This is a genomic window from Ruegeria sp. SATB027 (genome assembly GCF_059613825.1).
In genome coordinates, this window is the sequence record NZ_JBXWTH010000079.1 from 18,856 (window position 1) to 39,736 (window position 20,881).

Here is a 20,881-nt window from a genome sequence, read left to right on the forward strand (position 1 = left end):
AGGTACAGAGCAAATGTCACACGTGACAGATCACGAAAAAGAACTCTTTCTGGGCGCACGCCGCGATGCCTTCAAATGGCAGGTATTCGGCATGGTCGGTATGGCAATGGGCGTGGCCTCTATTATTGGCTGGGCGATGCTCCTTCCGTTGAAGGAAATCCGCGCGGTGCCATTCTCCATTGATCCAGACACGAAACTGCCGGTCCTGCTGACTGAAAAGGTCGAAGAATTGGAACCCTCTGAGGCAATGGCCTTCCGTGAAGTCGCAAATTATGTGCGCGACCGGGAAACCTATGATGTCCAGGACAACAACGAGCGCCTGAAATCGGTACTGCGTCGTTCTGATGAGCTGGCCGAAACGTCCTACCGCGAACTGTGGGATGGGTCGAACGACAACCATCCTGACGAAATCTATACGCCCAAGACAAAGGTGCAGACCGAAATTCTGGGCGTCTCGCCTGTCAACGATGAGACGGTGCAGGTCGAGATCCGCAAGTCCTTGATCGTGCCAAACCAAGCAACAGCCTCAGCCCGCTACGTGGTCACAGTGACTTACGGGTTTGAGGAAAAAATCGTGACGTCGATGGATGAACTTCTCGAAAATCCATTCGGCTTCGTCGTCACCAACTATCGCGTAGACGCAATGGGAGACATCTGATGCAGCGTTCTTTCAAAACACTCACCGCCACCGCCGCAGCAGTTTTGGCATTCTCTACGCCTCTGCTCGCTGAAATCACACCGACACCGGACGGAAAGAACGCGGATCACCGCATCACGCATTTCCATTACGTCGAGAACCAAGTGTACCGCATCCCTGTAGGTGAACGCCTGATTACCTATGTTCACTTTCCGCAGGGCGAAACCGTCCGCAGCATTGGTGCGGGCGACACTGAAAGTTTTCAGATCACCCGCCTGCAAGAAGGGCGCGTTATTGCGTTCAAACCGGAAATCCTGAACTCGGATTCAAACCTGACCGTCCTGACCAATCGCGGGACATACAACTTCTATCTGGTTCCGGCCGAGAGCGCCGCCGAACGCAAACGTGTTCCATTCCGGGTCACGTTCTACAACAAAAACAACAGCGGCGGGACCACAACGCGCCGTGGCACAGTTGCTCGGAGCGAGCCGAAGCCAACTGGCCGGTTTGTGAACCAAAACTACTCGCGCTCGGGCAAAGCGGACTTCGCGCCCACCGCCGTTTGGGATGATGGCGTTCACACCTATATGCAGATCCCGCAGGATGCGGAGCTGCCGGGTATCTTCCGTGTCCTGCCTGATGGACGTGAGCTGATGGTGAACACCACAGTCAAAGAGCGCGGCATTATCCAGGTGCAGGGCCTTTCCGACCTTTGGACACTGCGCATCGAGGACACTTCGATCTGTGTTCGAAACGATGGCGACGAGTTTCAGCAGGCAAGTGTGAGCGGTCGGCCCGTCACTTCACAGACAGTTAAACCGGGGGGCAGCAAGTAATGGATCGCAACCAGACAATTGCGGCACGGGCGGCGGCTGAACAGCCGTCGCAACGTGTCCGGAAGAAGTTCGACCCTAAGAAGCTGATAACCGTTGCAATCGCAGGAGCGGTGTTCTTGGGCTTTGTATGGTTTGTCATGGGCGACGAAAGCAAAAGCGGGAACACGGGTGTCCGCGTTGACGCTTTGCAACAAGGTGGCGGCGAGCGATACGGGCTTTTGACCGCACGGGGACCAGAGGTCGATGAGCCAGAACCAGAGGCTTTGCCCGAGGAAATTGCGGTGGCAACGCCCGACTCAACTCCACAGCCGGTTGAATTCATTGGATTTGATAAAGCCTTGAAAACCATCGAGCAACAGAATGGCCGGATTTCCGACCTGCAAGATGAACTGACGGATGCCAAAGTGTCGCTGTCCGAAAAAGACGGTGAAATCGCAACGCTGAACCTGACCAATGAACGCCTTCAGGTCAGATATGATGAGCGAGAGAAGAAGTTCCAGACGGAACTTGCCCAGGCGGTTGCAGATGCGGAGGCCCGGGCACTTGCCAGCGTAAGCCACCTTCAGGCGCAAGGTCTGACCGATGACGAGCGGCGCAGACTTGAAGAACTGAAGAAGATGCGCCAGCGGCAGAACCAGTCGGACGGCATTGTGTTCGATGAAAATCCATACGGCAGAAACTAATGGAGCTGACGATGAACAGAACAGCACTCACCCTCGCCCTGGTCACGTTGGCGTCAAGCGCGATGGCACAGGAAACACCCGGTCAAAACTACCAGCCGATTAACAGCGGATCGCAGCCGGTCATTTTCCAACCCTACCCCCCTGCCCCTCAACCGGTTCAAGTCCAGCCGGACGATACCCGCCTGCCTGAAGAACAGCGCGGCTATCAGGAAAACCAAAACACGACATGGCAAAACAATCTGGTCGAAGAATATCCCCCCATCGTGGGGGCCTCGATCATTGACGACCCGTCGCGCACCTTAACGCAAGGCACGGTTTTGTCAGCTGTGTTCGGTGGCGCGGTCAGCTCGGAATTGCCCGGTAGCGTCGTGGCGACGATCACACGCGGCGTCTACTCGATGGACGGCACGCGTTTGCTTCTGCCGCGCGGATCGAAGCTCTATGGCGAGTATCGAGCGGATACGACATTGGCGCAAACGCGCATCATGATCGTTTGGAGCCGTGTCATCACGCCTGACGGCCTGTCCGCTCAGATCGGATCGGCTGGTACGGACGGTCAAGGCCGGACTGGTGCGACCGGCAGGGTGAACACACACTTTGGGAAGCGGTTCGGAACTGCTGCGCTGTTGTCCATCATCGGTATTGCGCCGGTGGCGTTGGTGTCTGACAGCGATAGCAACAACTCGGTTCGCACGGATTTGGCAACCCAAGTGGGGTCTAACCTGCAGAACGCCACGGCGGCGGCGCTTGATGAATACCTGCGCATTACTCCGACAATCTTTGTCGATCAGGGCAGTCGTATCAACGCGATCCTGCAGCGCGACGTTGTGTTCGATAGCTTCTGAGCGCGAACCAATGAGCCGACCGCTGCCAGCATGATCGAGTGCGGTAGCGGCCTTTTTTGAGGCAAGTTCAGCACTTTTTGGAATTAGTAAATCTTGTGTGGGTGCGTTCGCGTTCGAGGCGAAGCCGAGAGGCAGCGAAGGCAACCTCCACTGCTCCCAAAAGTGCTCTACCAAGGACAAGAACATGAGCGGGCGGAACGGGAATAGCCTTCTGGAATACTATACAGGCAAGATCGAGCATCTGTTGCACGATGAAAGCCTGAGCGAAATTTCTGTGAACCCTGACGGATCGGTCTGGGTCGAAGAAATGGGCACAACGCACATGACCAGGACAGACATCACTCTGAACAGAGACGATGTAGAAAACATCGGGCGCTGCGTGGCCGGTTTCAGCGATGTGACATTCGGAGAAAAGAAGCCGATTGCGACGGCCAACTTGCCGACACAGCAGGGCAAAGCGCGGGTGCAGGTCGTGATTCCGCCAGCAACAACCGGCGTGGGGTCCGTGGCGATCCGCCTGCTCCGCGTGAAAACTGTTGACCTAGGCGCGTTCAGTTTCGCCAGCAAAGAGGCCGCATTGGCGGAAAGCAACGATCACAGTGCGCTCGAAAATGCTCGGGCAGCCCTCGCAGCGGGCACGATGAGCTTTGACGAGCTGGCCGACCTTGCGATGCTAAGCAAATGGAACGTGATCATTGCCGGGGGCACATCGTCTGGGAAAACCACTGTTCTCAATGCACTGCTGAAGCGCGTCGATCCGGGCGAACGGATCGTGACGATTGAAGAAGTGGCCGAGCTGGACATCGAGCAACCCAACTCTGTCGATCTGCTTGCTGACCGTTCAGAAGAAGATGGCCCTCGATCACCAACAAAGCTGCTTGAATCGGCGCTGCGTTTGCGGCCTGACCGCCTCGTCTGCGGTGAAATCCGGGGCGACGACGCGAATATGTTCCTGGAACTGGTGAACACCGGCCACGATGGTTCTGTCTGTACCATGCACGCCAACTCGCCCGTTGATGCCATTGGACGTATGAGCAAGATGGTGCGTCGCGGATCTCCGACCGTTCAAAAGTCAGAAGTGGTCGATGACATCCGGGCCACCATTCACATGATCGTTCACATGAAGAAAATCGGGGACGAACGGAAGGTCAACGGCGTGATTTTCCCACCCCTGATGACCGCTGAGCAACTTATCTGAAGGCGCAGAACCATGAAGAAATTTAAGTATGGAGACAGGTATTTCTTCAGGCGTGAGCTGACGGATGGCTGAGTTTCAGGATCTCCCCAAAGGCAAGAAAGTAGCGATAGCCGGTACAATGGGCTTTATCGCTACCTCGGCTTGCGCAGTGTTGGTGATCGGGCTGGTCATCGAATACCTCAACACGAGGGGCTTTCGCGGGCTGGACGTCTGGGCGATCCCAGAGAAGTTCATGGCACAGCCCGCAGAAACGCAGCAGATCATGGGTCTGGTGGCGGTGGTCGCGGCGGGGGTTTTGACCTTTGCATTCGTGGCGGCTGCGCTGCGTGGTCCCTCAACGAAATACGGTGATGCGAGTTTTGCAAAGGCCCCTCAGCTCGTCCGGGAGGGCTATGCTTCGGTGCTGAAGCTCAAGGACCCCTTGGATAGTGAAATCGTGTTTGCCAAATTTGGTGAGCCAAAGGACAAAACCGCAATCTACTATAAGCCCGGTCCCGGCGTTCAAAAGCCACACGCGATGTTCATTGCCCCGTCTGGTTCGGGTAAAACCAGCGGTTTTGTGATCCCGAATGTTCTGCGTTTCAATGGTTCTTGCGTCGTCCTGGACATCAAGGGCGAGATATTCCAAGCGACCGGCGCGCGGCGGGCAGCAATGGGTGATGAGGTTTTTGTGTTCGACCCCGAGAACCCCGACAAAAGCCACAGCTACAACCCTCTGCGCCGCGCAGCACGTGCCGACAATCTGGACCGGCGATGGGAAGAAGTGATTCAGGTTGCAACCCAGATGTTCGACACGCCCAGCTCGTCCGCACAGGGGTTTATGGGGGGTGTCGAGGGCATGTTCTGCGCAATGGCGATGTTGGCGATCAAGCGAGGTCGGCCATACGTTTCCGAAGTCCTGCGCCTGGTCAAAACGACGAAGCAAAAGGACTATGAGAAAATGGCTGCAGAAGTAGGCTATGCGCGAGCTGCAGATGAGTTTCTGAATCTTGCAGCCGAAGAATCCAAAATCTTGCGGTCAACGATTTCGGTTATGCTGAACTCCGGCCTGCAGCTCTGGCGCAACCCCTCTGTGGCAAGAGCCACGCAGGGCAATGACGTCAACTTCGAAGATCTGCGTCGGCGCCCCACCTCGATCTACTTTTCTGTGCCAGGGAAGAAGGTCAAAGAGTTCCGGACACTCATTCGCCTGTTCTTCCTTGATCTGGTGAACACCATCGAAACCGTTGAGCCGGGCGAAGATGAGCCGTTCAAGGTTTTGATGCTGCTCGATGAGTTTCAGCGTCTCGGCCACCTTGAGCGCGTCGTTGAAGCCTATGACACTATGCGATCGTTCGGCGGTCGGATCATCGTGATTTCGCAAACGCTGTCGCGCCTGCAGGACATTTATGGGCATGAAGGTGTGCGGGCGATGCTGGCAAACGCCGGGACGCAAATGTTTGCGGCCTCTGAGGATTCAGAGGTCCGCGAACACGTGTCCAGATCCATCGGTGATAAAACAGTCATGAGCAAATCGAAGTCGCGGGCGCTCGGCAAAATGGAAATGGGCAGCATATCGGAACGCGAGGAAGGCATTCGCCTGCTCCGACCTGAACACGTTGGCCGACTGCCTGAGAATGAGGTTGTGCTGATCCGCGAAGGCAAGATGCCGGTGATCGCAAACAAGATCCGATATTTCGAAGATCCTTATTTCATGCAGTTCTTGGGTGGCGATAGTCCGAAGATCAAGGGGACACACCTTGATCTGGCTGCAGAGCAAGCCACGGACACGGCAAAGGCGCTGGCTGATGCGAAACCGGCCCCTGCCCCGGCGAGAGAGGTTTCGGAAAAAGATCAAGCGGTGAAAGCAGCGTTTGATGAGCAAAGGGTTGAAACCAGAAGCAAGGCGAGATCAGCGAAACAACTGGCGATGGGGAAGCTGGCACAATAAACCGATTATTACCTTATGTTTCGGAAATAGAGAAAACGGGGAATGTCAGCTTGACACTTTGACCAGCCGCTCGTTCGCGATGCCGCGAAAAAGCGTTCCGAGCCCAACGCAGAAGTCTCAAAATCTCGCTGCGAGCGCTCTAGCTTCCGCTCTGCGGGGCGGCGTGAAGCCAGCCATTCAAACACGCCGCAGCGAGTTTTGTTGCGCGAATTCGCAGGCCGCGGCTTCTCAAAAAACGATGGTCACGAGCGGTTGTTGGCACAAAAAAAGGGGTTGAAAACCGGTAACGCTACGCCTCTGTGGTCGCCCTCATATCCCTCGCGCTAAGGTCCGTGATTTCTCCAACCCTTCTTTAGTTACTCTCCAAACGGAATCCAGATGCTTTTCGATTGGGTTGCATGCGCCAAGACGTCGCGCACACTGATTTTCGCATCCGGTACAGTCCAAGTACGTTTGAGGTTGCCGATAGACATTTGTTCGATTGCCTCTGACGTTTCAGGGTTCGTGGTCCAGATCGCGTCCACATCGTTGTGTTTAGCCAAGACCTTCGCCAGCTCCGCGCTATCACCGGTGACGATGTTCACTGCCCCGGCGGGCAGGTCCGATGTCTCCAGCACCTGATAGAAATCGGTCACACAAAGCGGAGCAGTAGCGCTTGGGACGGCGACAACGCGGTTTCCTACTGCCAGCGCGGGGGCGATCAGCTCAATGAAACCGGCAAGCGGCCGCTCTGCCGAGCAGAGAATGCCAATCACGCCAATTGGCTCATTCGTCTGCAAGACCACGCCTGGCGCAGACACCGACCGAACCGCTCCATCATATTTGTCGGCCCACCCGGCAGAGCGGAACAGAAGGTCAATTGCTTCATCCACCTCGGCCAAAGCGTTCGGTGCACCGGTCATCGCAGCAATACGGGAACTGAACTCGCCTCTACGGACCGAAAGGTTCTCCGCCAGGTAGTAGAGAATCTGAGCGCGACCATTGGCAGACATACTTGTCCAGGCTTGCATATTGCGCGCAGCCTCGACGGCATTACGGATATCCTTGCGGTTACTCTGTCCTACATGCCCCAGAAGGGAACCGTCTTTCCCGGTCACAGCAAAAGAATAGCCGCCATCGGGTCGCATCTGTTTGCCTCCCAGGAAGTTCTTGGCTGTTCGGTCGAGCGCCGGAGATTCGACGACCTTGACTTTGGAACGCTTTGTCCCCTGTGCCGCTTTGCGATGCGGCACAATTGGCTTGAGGTAGGCCTGTAGACCTTCTCGTCCGCCTTCGCGGCCATATCCGGATTCTTTGACACCACCAAAGCCCGCAGCGGCGTCAAACTGATTGGCTGAGTTCACCCAGACAACGCCGGTTTTCAGCTTTGGCGCCACATCTAGTGCGAGGTTTATGTTCTCGCTCCAAACACTGGCGGCCAGCCCGTACCGGGAATTGTTGGCAAGCAACACTGCCTCATCAGGCGTGCGGAACGTCATGGCCACCAGAACCGGACCAAACACTTCTTCCTGTGCAATTTCAAAGGAAGGCTCGACGTCGGTCAGCAGCGTGGGTGGAAAAAAGAACCCAATTTCCGGCAGTTTTGCCGGTGTTTGGATTAGCTGAGCGCCATCTTCGCAGGCGCGTGTAACCAACCCCGATATGCGGTCAAGCTGCTCGCGCGAGACAATCGCACCCATATCGACATTTTTCTCAAGCGGGTTTCCGATGCGAAGCGTTTCCAGCCGCGCCCTCAGTTTGTTGGTGAAGGCTCTCGCAATCCCTTCCTGCATGAGCAGCCGGGATCCGGCGCAGCAGACCTGGCCCTGATTGAACCAGATGGAATCCACAACACCCTCAACTGCGCTGTCCAGGTCAGCGTCATCAAACACAATGAACGGCGATTTGCCACCCAATTCCAGCGTCAGGCTCTTGCCGGTTCCGGCGGTCTTCTTTCGGATGGTTTTTCCCACGTCGGTCGATCCGGTGAAAGCAATCTTGTTGATTCCGGGGTGATCGACGATTGCCGCACCAGCTCTCCCATCACCAGTCACAATGTTCACAACCCCATCCGGAAGACCGATGTCCCGGCAAACCGTCGCAAAGGCAAGCGCTGTTAAGGGCGTCTGCTCTGCCGGTTTGAGGACAACTGTATTTCCCAAGGCGATTGCTGGCGCTATTTTCCATGCCAACATGAGCAGCGGGAAATTCCATGGGATGATCTGGCCAGCGACGCCAAGAGGTTCGTATCCTGAAAGCTCATCCTCCTGAAGCGATGCCCAGCCGGCATGATAATAGAAATGGCGTATTGCCAATGGCACATCTATATCGCGTGTCTCACGAATGGTCTTACCGTTGTCGAGGCTTTCCAGAACCGCGAACAATCGGTGGTGTTTCTGAAGATGCCGCGCGATAGCATATAAGTATCTGGCACGTTCGGTTCCCTTGAGTGCCGCCCAACCCGGCTGAGCCTTGCGCGCGGCTTTGACCGCAGCATCGACATCATCGGGGCTGCCGGCGGCAATTCGCGCCAGTTCTTCCTGGGATGCGGGATTGACTGTAGCGAAATACTCTCCCGTGGCGGGTTTGCGGAATTTGCCACCGATGAACTGACCGAAGCATTTGTTGAGGCTTTCCAGCCAAGCAACTGCCTCCTGCGTGCTTTCGGGTGCCGGTCCGTAGGCCATGGTTTCCATGATTTCCTGAATGTTCATTGTATACCCTCAAGCGATTGGGTGACGGTGCGAAGCCGAATAGGCCCCTGAGGTGAAGTGTTCCAACTGGCGTTCGATGTCACCCAAAAGGCTGGACGCGCCGAACCGAAACAGGTCGGGTTCCAACCATCGTGTTCCCAGCTCTTCCTTCATCAAAACCAAGTAGGCCAGTGCATCCTTGGCCTTGCCGACACCGCCTGCAGGCTTGTAACCAACTTTGAAACCTGTCCGTTCGTGATAGTCCCGGATCGCTCTCACCATCGTCAGCGACACCGGTAGCGTAGCGTTAGTCTCTTCCTTGCCGGTCGAAGTCTTGATGAAATCTGACCCAGCCATCATCGCCACGTGGGACGCTTTACATACATTCCGCAGAGTTCGCAGTTCCCCAGTCGCAAGGATCGTCTTCATGTGGGCTTCTCCGCAGGCTTCACGAAACGCCCTGACTTCGTCATACATGGCTTTCCAGTTCTGGGTCAGAACGTGACGACGCGAGATAACTATGTCGATCTCATCGGCCCCCTCCGCGACCGAAGCCTCAACTTCCCTTATCCTGAGATCCAGAGGCGAAAGTCCGGCGGGGAAGCCTGTGGATACGACTGCAACAGGGATACTGGTGCCCGTGAGGCGCTCTTTGGCAGTGGCGATCATGTCGTGATAAACACATACCGCACCGGTCGTAACATTCATGTCCCCGACACCGAGCTGCTCGAGGATATCCTGTCGGACGGGACGCTTTGCCTTTTCGCAGAGGCGGCGGACCCGCCCCGCGGTGTCATCGCCAGAGAGTGTCGTCAGATCGATGCATTGTATCGCCTTCATGAGCCATGCCGCCTGGTAGACCTTCTTAACAGTCCGCCGTCCTCCAAGGGTGTCAACGCGGCGGCTGATCGCGGGCGTATTAGCACGGGCAGCTTCAACCCAATCCAGGTTCAGCTCAACCCCGGGATTGCGGGGAAAATTGGACAATTGCGGCGGTGCGGGAAGCGTCATTCGGTGCCTTCCTGATTGAGAATGGAAAGAAAGCTTTCGCCAGGACCGGTGGCCGGGATACCGAGATGATCGGCAATGGTTGCGCCGATATCCGAAAAACCACGCAATCCAATGGTGCCGGGATCTGTATCCGACAGGCTGATCAGGATCGGCACTTGCTCGCGGGTGTGATCGGTCCCGGTCCAGGTCGGATCGTTGCCATGGTCCGCCGTGAGAATAAGCATGTCGTTGCTATGGAGCCTGGCAAGAAGCTCGGGAAGCAGAGCGTCAAACTGTTCCAATGCTCTGGCGTAGCCCTCGGGGTCGCGCCTGTGACCGTAGTCACTATCAAATTCCACGATGTTGCTGAAGACGAGCCCGCGATCCTGAAGTTCGTCCAAGGCACTTAGCGTTGCCTTGAACGTGCCTTTGATGCCACTGGCTTTTCGGCTTTCGGTGACGCCCCTTCCAGCGAAGATATCCGAGACCTTCCCAACGCTGATGACCTGCCGGCCCTTTTTGTTGAGATCGTCCAATATCGTTGGCGAGAACGGCGGCATCGCGAAATCGCGACGATTGGCTGTGCGAGCGAATTCGCCGGATTCACCGTCAAAAGGGCGGGCAATAACGCGACCCACCATCAGGGGATTGGCCAATTCACGCGTGAGCCGACACAGATCGTACAGCCTTTCGAGGCCAAAGGCAGTTTCATGCGCAGCGATCTGGATGACGCTGTCGGCAGAAGTGTAAACAATCGGTTTGCCGCTGGTGACATGCCTTTCGCCGAGGCGATCGATGATTTCGGTTCCCGAAGCGTGGCACTCAGCCAAAACACCCGGCAGATCTCCCTGAAGGATCATGGCGTGGGTCAACGCCGCGGGAAAGCAGGGCGTCACTTCTGGGAAGATGTGGAAATCCTGTTCCGGTGGGGCGCAGGCGATTTCCCAATGACCGGTTGTTGTATCCTTTCCCCTGGCCGTTTCCCGCCCAACACCCCAGATCGCCTTTGGCGAAGGCGCGGGTGCCGGTCCGATAGCGGAATCCGAAGCAGCCAGAGCCTGCCACAGCCCCATGCCTCCGAGGTTCGGAAGATGAAGATCACTCCCGCGCGCTCGTCGAAACTCCCTGATGTGACCGGCAGTGTTTGCACCGACATCGCCAAAATTGACTGCGTCAGGTGCACCACCGATACCCAAGGAATCCAGAACGATCAATACCGCGCGCGCCACTATTCGGTTGCCTCCATCTGCGCTGCGATGTCCTCGGCTGAAGCACCCTCGAAAAACCGCAGGTCGATACTGGAAATCGCGTCCTGTGGAAATGGAAAACGGCCGGAATAGGCCTCTGAAACCCTGGCGCCCCCGTCATGGGCGACATCGATACCCCAAAACGAAAGGTGGTTGGCAACTTCGGCAATACTGCCGCGGCCTACACGCCGCCGGTTCGCAAAAAGCTGAACCGTAGCACTGTCGTCATCAGCGACATGGACAATCACGCTCACAGTTTTGGACTGGTCTATCAGATCGGCAACCGTGACATTGCGGCGCCCCAGGTACACATGCTCAAAGCACAACTGTTTGTCCTTGATATAGAATGTATAGCCCCCATTCGCCTCGCCCGAGGCCAGGATCACACCCTCAACCCCGCCACTTAAAGGCGCCTCGAAATGGGCGGTGATCCCCATAGACCGTTCCGTCGAAGTGATCATTGAGTATTGTGGAATATGCCCCTGCCCCGGGAACAGCGTCACACTGGATTTCGCCATCAATCCGTTTGGCTGACGGAAGTTGATGATATCGACCAGGGTGCGGTCATCAAGCGGCAGCACCGAGTTGGCCTCGGCTTCGTGCCACCATAAGTCCTTCAACTCTTCCAGCCGGTCCGGGTGTGTACGCGAAACGTCCGTGGATTCGGAGAAATCCGAATTGGTGTCGTAGAGCGCCCATTGGTCTTGCTCGTAATCGTCGCCCTTTTCATGGGTGCTGATCGCTTTCCAACCGTCAGCAAAGATTGCACGTCGACCAAACATTTCCCAATACTGAACACTGCGCGGTGCCGGAGCCTCTGCGCGATCGAATGTGTGCTGAAAACTTTGCCCATCAAACTCTGCACCATGACGGTCACCGGTAAGCTCCATCAAAGTCGGAGCCACATCGATGACATGCAAAAACTGATCTCTGATCGCTCCTTCGTCCGAAATGCCGCCGGGCCAACTGACCACCAACGGTGAACGAACCCCGCCAAGTTCGACAAATTGCTTGTAGCGACGGAAAGGCGTGTTGCCAGCCATCGCCCAACCCTGAGGGTAGTGCGCCGGGCCTTCGGCCCCTCCGATCTTGTCCAACCGTTTCAGTTGCTCTTCGACCGATTGCGGTTTGCCTGAATATGGGGCGTTCACATCAACGGCACCATTCTCGCCACCTTCGCGGCTGGCACCGTTATCGGACATGACCAGAATAATTGTGTTTTCAAAAATCCCCAACCGCTTCAACTCGGCCACGACCCGACCAAGATGTTCATCCGTGTGCTCCAAAAAACCTGCATACGCAGCCTGAAGGTGGGTGAAGAGCAGTTTCTGGTCTTCGTCGAGACTGTCCCAGGCAGGCACTTCAGGATTGCGCTCGGCGAGGGTGGTGTCCTTCCGGACGAGTCGCATCCGTTTTTGTTGTTCAAGACGGTCCTCGCGGGTTTTGTCCCACCCTTTTTCAAACACCGACACATACGGCTCGATGTATCGCTTGGGAACCTGCAAGGGTGCATGCGTCGCCCCGAAGGCCAGGTTCAAATAGAAGGGATCCTCACTCCGCAAGGACATGTGGTCACGCAGATAGGTAATAGCCCGATCACAAAGGTCCTCGGTCAGGTGATAGTCTTCATCCAGTTCGGGTTCGAATTGGTGATTGTCCTGGCACAATTCAGGCGCATATTGATCGGTACATCCACCAAGCAACCCATAGAACCGATCAAACCCGCGCGCCAGCGGCCAGTTGTTGTATGGGCCGGCGGCAGTCACCTCGTGTGCCGGGGTCAAATGCCACTTTCCAACAAGAAACGTCCCATAGCCCCGATCCCGCAGGAGAGCCGGAAACATTGGAATGTCGGCAGGCACTGAACCGCGCCCGTTGGGAAAGCCGGTATCGGTATCTGCCAAGCAACGCATTCCAACCGCGTGGTGATTTCGACCTGTGAACATCGCAGCACGGGTTGGAGAGCAAAGTGGTGTAACATGAAAGTTCGTGTAGCGAACCCCGCCGGAAGCCAGCACATCAATGTTGGGTGTGCGTATTTCTGATCCAAAACAGCCGAAATCGGCCCAACCGGTGTCGTCAAGCAAAACGGTAATGACGTTGGGGCGTTGCGAGCGACTTTGCGTACGTTCTGGCCAGTATGGCGTCGATTCGTCTACTGTCCGTCTAATTTTGCCAGGAAAGTCTTCCATGATGCTTCCACTCTTGTCAGGATTCCTTTCAAATTATGACAAGCCGAAAGCTCAGAGCTAATTCCAAAAAGTCCAAAAGTTAGTCATTTTGGCTATATCTATTCTCTACGTCGCGTATAACCTCCTGCCGAACGATATTCATGAAACCGCGATATACAGGCAGATCCTCCTGGCCTTTGCGTAGGATGAAGCCCATTTTGTAGTCGCCAAGATCCACCCCGACCTGCAGATTTACCAATCCGGTTCCTATGGGATAATCCGTCAGCAAAGAGGATCCGAACATCAGGTGTGATCCGCTGCGAACCTGCTCGATGGCTCCGAATATCGAGTTCGTTTCGACCCGGTATCGCGGCGGCGGAGCGCCGTTATCGCTTAAAATATGCGCCAGTTTACGGATCAGTTCATGATCGGGTTCAAACGAAACAAACGGGTACCTGACCACCTCTTCCAGGGCAACCGGCGCCGGGATGGAGGTCAGGGGGTGGTCTGCAGCACATAATATCGACAAACCGGCAAGCCGAACGGGACGTTGAACCTGATCAGTGCGGTCACGTTTCAGAATGACACTGGCGATCATATCGACTCGACCCAGCTCGAGTTCTTCCTGAAGCTGTTCGGCAGGCATGGTTTTCACGGAGATACGGTATTTTGGATAGTGCCTCTGAAACCTGGGAATGGCGGCCGGGATGATTGTCGAGGCAAAAACCGGCCCGGCGCCAATCCGCAAGATGCCTTCATCCCTGGTTAGGGCATTTTGCACCTCCTGCAAGGCATGCTCATATTCCAGGATGATTTTCAAAGCCCGCTGATAGAGCGCCTGACCTGCTGTTGTCAGGGCCGTACCCTTGGTATGGCGTTCAAACAGAGTCGCCCCGACCGTCTCTTCAAGCCGCTTGAGATTCTTGGACAGTGCAGGCTGGGTCATGCTAAGACTGCGCGCCGCCCGTGCAATCCCACGTTCATTTGCGACTTCTACGAACTGCCGCAACAGGGCCATGTTCGGAAATCTCGGTTTTTCTGGGAACATTTCTATATAGCCACTGTATATGCCTTTTGCCCAACTTAGTATCTACGCGATGGGAATGCTGTCAATTAGGCTCGCTCCTACCGGGAGGAATGTCATGAAATTCGTGACCACTCTTTTTGATCCACGCGAGCCATTCTCGGTGCCCGTGCGATTCCGTGAGGACCATCCGCCCGAATTCAACTCATCCAATGCCCGGTCCCTTTGACCAGCCATTGATACCAAAAACCTGACTGGGAGGAATACATGCGATTTCTGAAACAAACTGCCGCGGCAGCCCTTTTGGCGGCTGTGCCTTTGGCAGGCCAGGCCGACAGTGTCGCCAAGATGTCATACGAAGATGCTTTGGCCTGTGTGCAAAAGGTCGTGCCCGCGTCCAGCTATGTCACCAGCGAAGTGATGCCGGATCCGAACAACCTGGTTCCCAATGCGCCGCTGGCTGAGACCGTCAAGCTGCGGGTGGGGATGCCTTGGGTCCTGAACGACGAGCAGGCACCCTTCTACAACGCCATTGTCAACGGCTACTTTGCCGATGAAGGTCTGGAGATCGAATTGGTCGCTGGTGGTCCAGGCAAGAACCACATTCAGACCCTGGCTGGCGGCGCTGTCGACATCGCCGTGCATGCTTCAGGCATTTATGTGCCTCAGGCGCTGACCTCGCCAACACCGATCACCGGGATCAAGGTAGTCGGCAACATCCTCCAGGGTGCTCCTGGCGTTCTGCTCACCATCAACCCGGAACTTCAGGGCCGTGACCTGACCCCGCAGGACCTGCAAGGACGGATCGTCGGCGGCGCGCCTTTCCTGCAGTTCCTTCCGATCATGCTGGATAAGGCCGGAGTCCCAATCGACAGCGTCGAAGTGATCAAGGCCGGCTTCGCACCGGACGTTCTCTATACGGAAACGGCCGACTTCTATCTCGGCTGGGTGTTCAACCAGACACGCGACATCGAGGCGAAAGGATATGATTGGAACGGGATCATGTGGCGTGACTTTGCCTTTGACAACAAGACCGGCATCATCGTCATGACAGATGAGATGCTGGACGATCCTGCCGGACGCGATGTAGCAGAACGGTTCATGCGTGCGACCTATCGAGGCCTGAAGTTTCTGCTGGATGAGCCGGAAAAGTCCGCAGAGATTGCACTTGAATACGCAATCGACGCTCCTCACCTGACCAAGGAATCTATCATGTTCAGGTTCGAGCGTCAGGAATTTCTGATCCGTGGCGAAGATGGTGACGAATTGATGGGCTCGAAGCCGGAGTTCTGGGACGAAAACACCGCGACACTCGTACAATACGGGTTCATGGACACCATCTCCTGCGACTGAGGACAACGATGAAGAAGGGTATTTCATTCCAAAACCTGTCCAAGAGCTTTGGCAAAGTCGAAGCCCTTCGAGACATCAACCTCGACATAGATGAGGGCGAGTTCATTGCCCTCATTGGACCCTCGGGTTGCGGCAAGACAACCATGCTCCGCCATACCCTGGGGCTGGAGGAGCCGACCAGCGGGAAAGTGCTTCTGGGTGGCCAGAAACCAGAGGAAGCACGCATTGCCCGAGACTTGGGCTTTGTATTCCAGAAAGCGGCACTTGTGCCATCAATCACCGCGCTGGAAAACGTGAAGATGACACTCGACATTACCACGGTTTCGCATGGTCTTGATCCCGAGAAACTACTGGAGGACTTTGGGCTGGGGCAGTTCAAGCATCACCACCCCCACAAACTGTCGGGAGGGATGCAGCAACGGGTCAATATCGCGGCCGCCTTGGTGCACAATCCGCACTATCTGTTAATGGATGAACCATTTGGCGCGCTTGATGAAATGACCAAGGAGGCAATGGCCGAATGGTTGGGCGAAGTTCTGTTAAAGAACCCGAAAACAGTAATTCTGGTAACCCATTCAATCGAAGAGGCCGTAATGCTGGCCGACCGTATTGTCATCTTGAGTGCCCGGCCGGGTGAGATCGACACCGTTGTCACGGTGGATCTGCCGCGCCCGCGCAAGCGAGACCTAAAAACTACCGAAGAGTTTGGTGATCTCGTGCTTGAAGTTCGCCGAAAACTCTACGCTGTTGAAGACATGGAAGGAGCAGTCTGATGTCGGTCCGCAAGTCCTATATCCTTATGCTGGTTTCCATTCCGATCATTTGGCAATTGCTGGTGATTATCTCGGGGCTCCAGCCTTTCATTCTGCCGCCTCCGATGGTTGTGATGAAGACTATTGCCACCGAGTGGAAAAGCCTGCTCTACCACACTGGCGTCACCATGTGGGGAGCGCTTGTCGGATACGCCATCGCGAACATCTTTGCCGTCGCCCTTGCGATCCTGTTCGTTTATCGCCCATCGTCCGAGCATTTCCTGATGCCCTGGATGGTTGTGATCAAGAATATCCCTTTCGTAACAATTGCACCAATCCTGATCATCACGCTGGGACGGACCTCATTACCCAAGATTATCATCGTCTTCCTGGTCACCTTTTTCCCGCTGCTGGCAAATGTCGCTGCCGGATTGCGGGCAGCCGATAAAGGACTACTGGACCGGTTGCACGTCCTCAACGCGAGCCGCTGGCAGGTATTCTGGAAAGTCCGCTGGCCCTCGGCTGTGCCGTACTATATGGCCGCGCACGAAGTCGCTTTCACCGCCTCGATCATTGCTGCGATCGTCGCCGAGTTCTTTTTCTCGCGCACCGGGCTTGGGTCACTTATCGTCACTGCGATGGACAGTTTCCGTGCAGATCAGCTCTACGCAATTACCCTGATTTCCGGGCTTCTGGGTGTCGGCAACTTTGTCCTCGTCGTGCGGTTGCGCAAATGGGTGCTGCGCTGGCAGGAGGCCGACTGATGGCACAGGAAAAACAGGACAACCAGGCAGTTGTTTCCACTTGCCTGGACGCTATTCGCGACCGTGCGGGGGATTTCTGCCCAGCGATGGGGATTGTGCTGGGCTCCGGTCTTGGCGGGCTGGCCGATCAGATGTCAGATGCAACTGCCATTTCGTACGAAGAACTTCCCGGCTTTCCCGTTTCGACAGTTCCGGGTCATTCCGGACACCTGATCATCGGTAAGCTCGCCGGGGTGCCGGTCATGATGTTCGCGGGTCGGTCACACTATTACGAACACGGCGATCCAAACGCTATGCGGCTCCCTTTGTCGGTTCTGTCCGCCATGGGTGCTTCGAAATTGGTCCTGTCCAATGCCGCTGGCTCAACCCGCACAGAACTACGGCCCGGGACATTGATGCTGATTACCGATCATATCAACTGGTCTGGACGGAACCCACTAATCGGCAATACCGGAGATGCCGGTTTTGTTGACATGACGGAGGCCTATGATCAGGAGCATTGCAACGCAATGCGACTGACCGCTCTGGATCAGGGCATTACGCTCGCCGAAGGCGTTTATGGCTGGTTCTCAGGCCCGAGTTACGAGACACCCGCCGAGGTACGCTTGGCAGCCCTGCTAGGGATCGACGCCGTTGGAATGTCAACTGTACCCGAGACAATACTGGCCCGGTCGATGGGTTTGCGGGTTGTGGCACTGTCCCTAATTACCAACCTTGGTGCTGGATTGGGTGAAGGCAAACTTGATCACGAGGAAGTCAAAGCCGAAGGCGCGAAAGCTGCCCGTCGCTTTGAAGCATTGGTATCCGGCTTTGTGGGGCGCTCAGCGTCCCCCATCGGCGCGGAATAATATTGGAGTCACAATTTGCAGCGCCCTCGACATTTTCACATCATGACCAAGCCCATCGGGCCGCGCTGCAATATCAACTGCGAATACTGCTATTACCTGGAGAAGGAGAAACTCTACCCCACGGAAAAAAAGTTCCGAATGACCGACGACGTGCTGGAGAGCTACACCCGGCAGTTGATTGAAGCCTCGCTTGAGGCCGGAATGCCCGAAGTGACTTTCGCCTGGCAAGGTGGGGAGCCAACGATGCTGGGGATAGATTTTTTTCAGCGTGCCGTCGAACTGCAAAAGCAATATGCGCCGGCAGGCGTGAAGATCAGCAATGCCTTTCAGACCAACGGAATTCTACTGAACGACGAATGGGGCTCATTTCTCCACGACAACGACTTCCTCGTCGGGATCAGCATCGACGGCCCGAAGAAGATCCACGACCGGTATCGGATCGACCGCGCCGGGCGGCCGACCTTTGACTCGGTCATGCGGGGGCTTGAGATACTTCAGCGGTACGAGGTCGCGCACAACGCGCTGACCACCGTGCATCGGGCCAATGGTGGCAAGGGCAAGGAAGTCTATCAATTTCTGAAGCGGCTGGGGATTGAGTTCATGCAGTTCATCCCCATCGCCGAACGCAGTTCCGGAGGTGCGCTTGCGTCCGCGCCCCAGGTGGACATGGATCCGGGGAACACCGTCACGCCCTGGAGCGTCAGTCCTCGCGCCTATGGCAAGTTCCTGTGCGATGTGTTCGACGCCTGGTTCAAGGGCGACATCGGTAAGCATTTTGTCCAGTTCTTCGATGTACAGCTTGGCCTTTGGATGGGACGAGGCTCGTCGCTCTGCATTTTTGCCGAGACATGCGGCAACGGGCTGGCACTGGAGCACGACGGAAGCCTTTATTCCTGTGACCATTACGTCTATCCCGAGTACCGGCTGGGAAATATATCTGAAACGCCGATGCGGGAAATGGTCTGGGCGGGCCGCCAACAAGAGTTTGGCCACGACAAGGCCGACAAACTGACCGCACAGTGCCGCGCCTGTAGTTTCCGTTTCGCCTGCAATGGTGGATGCCCGAAACACCGCTTTTCTGACGCACGCGACGGCGAGCCGGGGCACAATTACTTTTGTGAAAGCTACACGATGTTTTTCCACCATGCCGGTAACCGCTTGAGAAAGATGGCCAGCATTGTAGCAGCCGGCCACCCGGCTGCCGACATAGTGAAAACGCATTCTACGATTTGAACGGGAATTACCGTGAGTGGCTATTGGCGCAGGCACAACCCGGGATAAAACGAAAAACACCGATTAGCCGATCAGGCCTGGATCTGAACAACCTCATGAGATTCCACAGCTAGATCTGAAGAATGCGGTAATTCCGAAATGCCGACCCATGGCAGGTGGTGACCCAGTCACATCAATTGCGTCAGGCAAAACCGAGCTTGCAGTCGCCGCTCTGACAACGAAGCGACGCACGGCAATAGGAGCGCCGCACGGAATCCCCGTTTCGTCCGCTCTTTGATAGTCGATCCTGACTGCAGCGAAAAAGCGGTTTGAATTTCGCACCTCAGACTGGTTCGGATGACCGCTCTGGCAACTTCGGCTGCAAAGCAACTACTAGCATGCCGCACTTGCGATCGGATGCTGCGTCAGCAAACGCCGGGAAGGGCAATGGCGGCAAAGTCCGCATCTTACCTGCTCAAACGTGGTGCAGCGAAAGCCCGAAATGCCCAAGGACAAGAGTCCGTCCCAATCGGAACAGACCCCACATTACTCCAACCCGGTGGTCTCGCTGTTCCCGGCAACACATTCACCAGCGCGAACAATAATCAATAATGTCCTCCGTGGTTAAAGGCTGTGTCCATCATCTTCATGGACGTGGGTGGCCTGTTCGCGGGTATGGACAATCTCTTGCACCACTGCGGCAATCTTGCTGGATGAAACTTGGTGCAGCTCACCGACAACGGCCTCGGCGCGCTCGTAGCTGTCCTGAACGCCTTGGCTGTCAAAGTGGGCGGCGGCGGTGGAAATGTCCGCGTCTCGCCAAGTCGCCGTGGTGCCGACTGAAACGCTGCCATGATCGTTGTAGCGGGCCAGGAACTTGTTTCCGTCGAGACCGAAGCTGTTGACGGTAGCAACAATGTCGTCACGCACTGCTAGCCATTTTTCGGCCTCGGACGGGTCCAGGTTGTCCAACTCGGTCGCATTCATGGATGTGGTGTAACTGTCGTCAGCAACAGTGTACGCCTGCAGGTTGGTGTCGTATGGGCGTAGCTCGGCAACATCGCCCTTCAGCTCTCCGATCTGCACGTCCATTGCAGCACGCAGATGCGGGTCTTCGACCTCTCGTGCAAGAGCCTCCATGTTCTCGATGGAGTTCACAATGTCCTTGGTCTGCTGTTCGTAGTTCTCGAAACCGGCCTGACCCAGAGCGGATTGCATATACTGAACATAGCGATCACCGGGCGACTGGTAGTCGTCGGAATCCTGAAACCCTTTGTCGCCGGACAGATCCGCAAGGGACGAATAGTAGGGATGATACAGGTCGTATTCCTGAGCATCGTTCATGTGCAGATAAACCAAAGCCTGCATATCATTCAGATCTACCGGCTCCCCCGACCGCTCCGCAGCCTCCAATTCGATTTTCAGTTCTTCGACCAGATCTTGTTGCGCCGTATGTTCGTCAACTCGTCGGTTGGCCTGGTCCTCGATGTCGAAGCTCTTTGAAGCGATGGCTGCACGATCAAAGCCCATCGCCTGCTGTTCTTTCTTGATGATGTCGATCTGCTCAGAAACGCGATCCTCGCGCGGGGCGGATTGATCAAATTGGGAATAGGGTGCGAAGTGTTCGACTTCGTTCAAAAGATAGTCTGTACGCGAAACCATAGTTTTCCTTTGCGAGTTGATGGAAAACTCTTTGATGGATCTACCTACGGCGTTGGC

General features: G+C 55.8%; 17 protein-coding genes. 11 read left to right on the top strand and 6 right to left on the bottom strand.

Annotation, left to right across the window (positions count from 1 at the left end; translation table 11 throughout):
- Nucleotides 1–13 precede the first annotated feature (13 nt).
- The 6 genes from AC2FPW_RS20050 to AC2FPW_RS20075 all read left to right on the top strand — a co-directional run bounded on the left by AC2FPW_RS20050 (nt 14) and on the right by AC2FPW_RS20075 (nt 6,129).
- Entirely contained in the window at nt 14–658 is a 645-nt protein-coding gene (locus AC2FPW_RS20050) for a VirB8 family type IV secretion system protein (protein ID WP_496815107.1), read from the top strand.
- Entirely contained in the window at nt 658–1,473 is an 816-nt protein-coding gene (locus tag AC2FPW_RS20055; protein ID WP_352996655.1) for a TrbG/VirB9 family P-type conjugative transfer protein, read from the top strand. Before AC2FPW_RS20050 ends, AC2FPW_RS20055 begins: the two co-directional genes overlap by 1 nt.
- On the top strand, nt 1,473–2,156 hold the full coding sequence (locus AC2FPW_RS20060) for a hypothetical protein (RefSeq protein ID WP_496815108.1): 684 nt from the start codon (nt 1,473–1,475) through the stop codon (nt 2,154–2,156). Before AC2FPW_RS20055 ends, AC2FPW_RS20060 begins: the two co-directional genes overlap by 1 nt.
- A gap of 11 nt (nt 2,157–2,167) precedes the next feature.
- A complete protein-coding gene (locus tag AC2FPW_RS20065; RefSeq protein ID WP_496815109.1) occupies nt 2,168–3,001 on the top strand; it encodes a TraB/TrbI/VirB10 family type IV secretion system protein in 834 nt (277 codons plus the stop codon).
- 184 nt (nt 3,002–3,185) lie between these two features.
- On the top strand, nt 3,186–4,199 hold the full coding sequence (locus AC2FPW_RS20070; RefSeq protein ID WP_496815110.1) for an ATPase, T2SS/T4P/T4SS family: 1,014 nt from the start codon (nt 3,186–3,188) through the stop codon (nt 4,197–4,199).
- Nucleotides 4,200–4,263: 64 nt separating this feature from the next.
- Nucleotides 4,264–6,129, top strand: coding sequence for a type IV secretory system conjugative DNA transfer family protein (locus tag AC2FPW_RS20075; RefSeq protein ID WP_496815111.1), 1,866 nt, complete (start codon nt 4,264–4,266; stop codon nt 6,127–6,129).
- A gap of 356 nt (nt 6,130–6,485) precedes the next feature.
- Here the strand turns inward: AC2FPW_RS20075 and AC2FPW_RS20080 are convergent, their stop codons facing one another.
- From AC2FPW_RS20080 to AC2FPW_RS20100, 5 genes are all read right to left on the bottom strand, one after another.
- Nucleotides 6,486–8,822: an aldehyde dehydrogenase family protein gene (locus tag AC2FPW_RS20080; RefSeq protein WP_496815112.1), complete on the bottom strand. Its 2,337-nt coding sequence runs from the start codon at nt 8,820–8,822 to the stop codon at nt 6,486–6,488.
- Nucleotides 8,823–8,831: 9 nt separating this feature from the next.
- A complete protein-coding gene (gene deoC, locus AC2FPW_RS20085; protein ID WP_496815113.1) occupies nt 8,832–9,812 on the bottom strand; it encodes a deoxyribose-phosphate aldolase in 981 nt (326 codons plus the stop codon).
- Entirely contained in the window at nt 9,809–11,020 is a 1,212-nt protein-coding gene (locus tag AC2FPW_RS20090) for a phosphopentomutase (protein ID WP_496815114.1), read from the bottom strand. Before AC2FPW_RS20090 ends, deoC begins: the two co-directional genes overlap by 4 nt.
- A complete protein-coding gene (locus AC2FPW_RS20095; RefSeq protein ID WP_496815115.1) occupies nt 11,020–13,230 on the bottom strand; it encodes an arylsulfatase in 2,211 nt (736 codons plus the stop codon). The genes AC2FPW_RS20090 and AC2FPW_RS20095 overlap by 1 nt, the downstream gene beginning before the upstream one ends.
- 79 nt (nt 13,231–13,309) lie before the next feature.
- On the bottom strand, nt 13,310–14,257 hold the full coding sequence (locus tag AC2FPW_RS20100) for a LysR family transcriptional regulator (protein ID WP_496815116.1): 948 nt from the start codon (nt 14,255–14,257) through the stop codon (nt 13,310–13,312).
- 243 nt (nt 14,258–14,500) lie between these two features.
- On the opposite strand from AC2FPW_RS20100, the gene AC2FPW_RS20105 reads away from it, so the two are divergent.
- The 5 genes from AC2FPW_RS20105 to AC2FPW_RS20125 are packed head-to-tail and all read left to right on the top strand — an operon-like array spanning nt 14,501 to nt 19,183.
- Nucleotides 14,501–15,586 (top strand): ABC transporter substrate-binding protein, encoded by a 1,086-nt coding sequence (locus tag AC2FPW_RS20105; RefSeq protein WP_496815117.1) that lies wholly within the window; start codon nt 14,501–14,503, stop codon nt 15,584–15,586.
- An 8-nt stretch (nt 15,587–15,594) separates the two neighbouring features.
- Nucleotides 15,595–16,359, top strand: coding sequence for an ABC transporter ATP-binding protein (locus AC2FPW_RS20110; RefSeq protein WP_496815118.1), 765 nt, complete (start codon nt 15,595–15,597; stop codon nt 16,357–16,359).
- Nucleotides 16,359–17,102: an ABC transporter permease gene (locus AC2FPW_RS20115; RefSeq protein WP_496815119.1), complete on the top strand. Its 744-nt coding sequence runs from the start codon at nt 16,359–16,361 to the stop codon at nt 17,100–17,102. The genes AC2FPW_RS20110 and AC2FPW_RS20115 overlap by 1 nt, the downstream gene beginning before the upstream one ends.
- Entirely contained in the window at nt 17,102–17,950 is an 849-nt protein-coding gene (locus tag AC2FPW_RS20120) for a purine-nucleoside phosphorylase (RefSeq protein ID WP_496815120.1), read from the top strand. Before AC2FPW_RS20115 ends, AC2FPW_RS20120 begins: the two co-directional genes overlap by 1 nt.
- 42 nt (nt 17,951–17,992) lie before the next feature.
- Nucleotides 17,993–19,183, top strand: coding sequence for an anaerobic sulfatase maturase (locus AC2FPW_RS20125; RefSeq protein ID WP_496815121.1), 1,191 nt, complete (start codon nt 17,993–17,995; stop codon nt 19,181–19,183).
- Between the two features lie 603 nt (nt 19,184–19,786).
- Here AC2FPW_RS20125 and AC2FPW_RS20130 read toward each other — a convergent pair.
- The gene (locus tag AC2FPW_RS20130; RefSeq protein ID WP_496815122.1) at nt 19,787–20,824 is read right to left on the bottom strand and encodes a hypothetical protein; all 1,038 of its coding nucleotides are present in this window, start codon (nt 20,822–20,824) and stop codon (nt 19,787–19,789) included.
- Between the last annotated feature and the right edge of the window lie 57 nt (nt 20,825–20,881).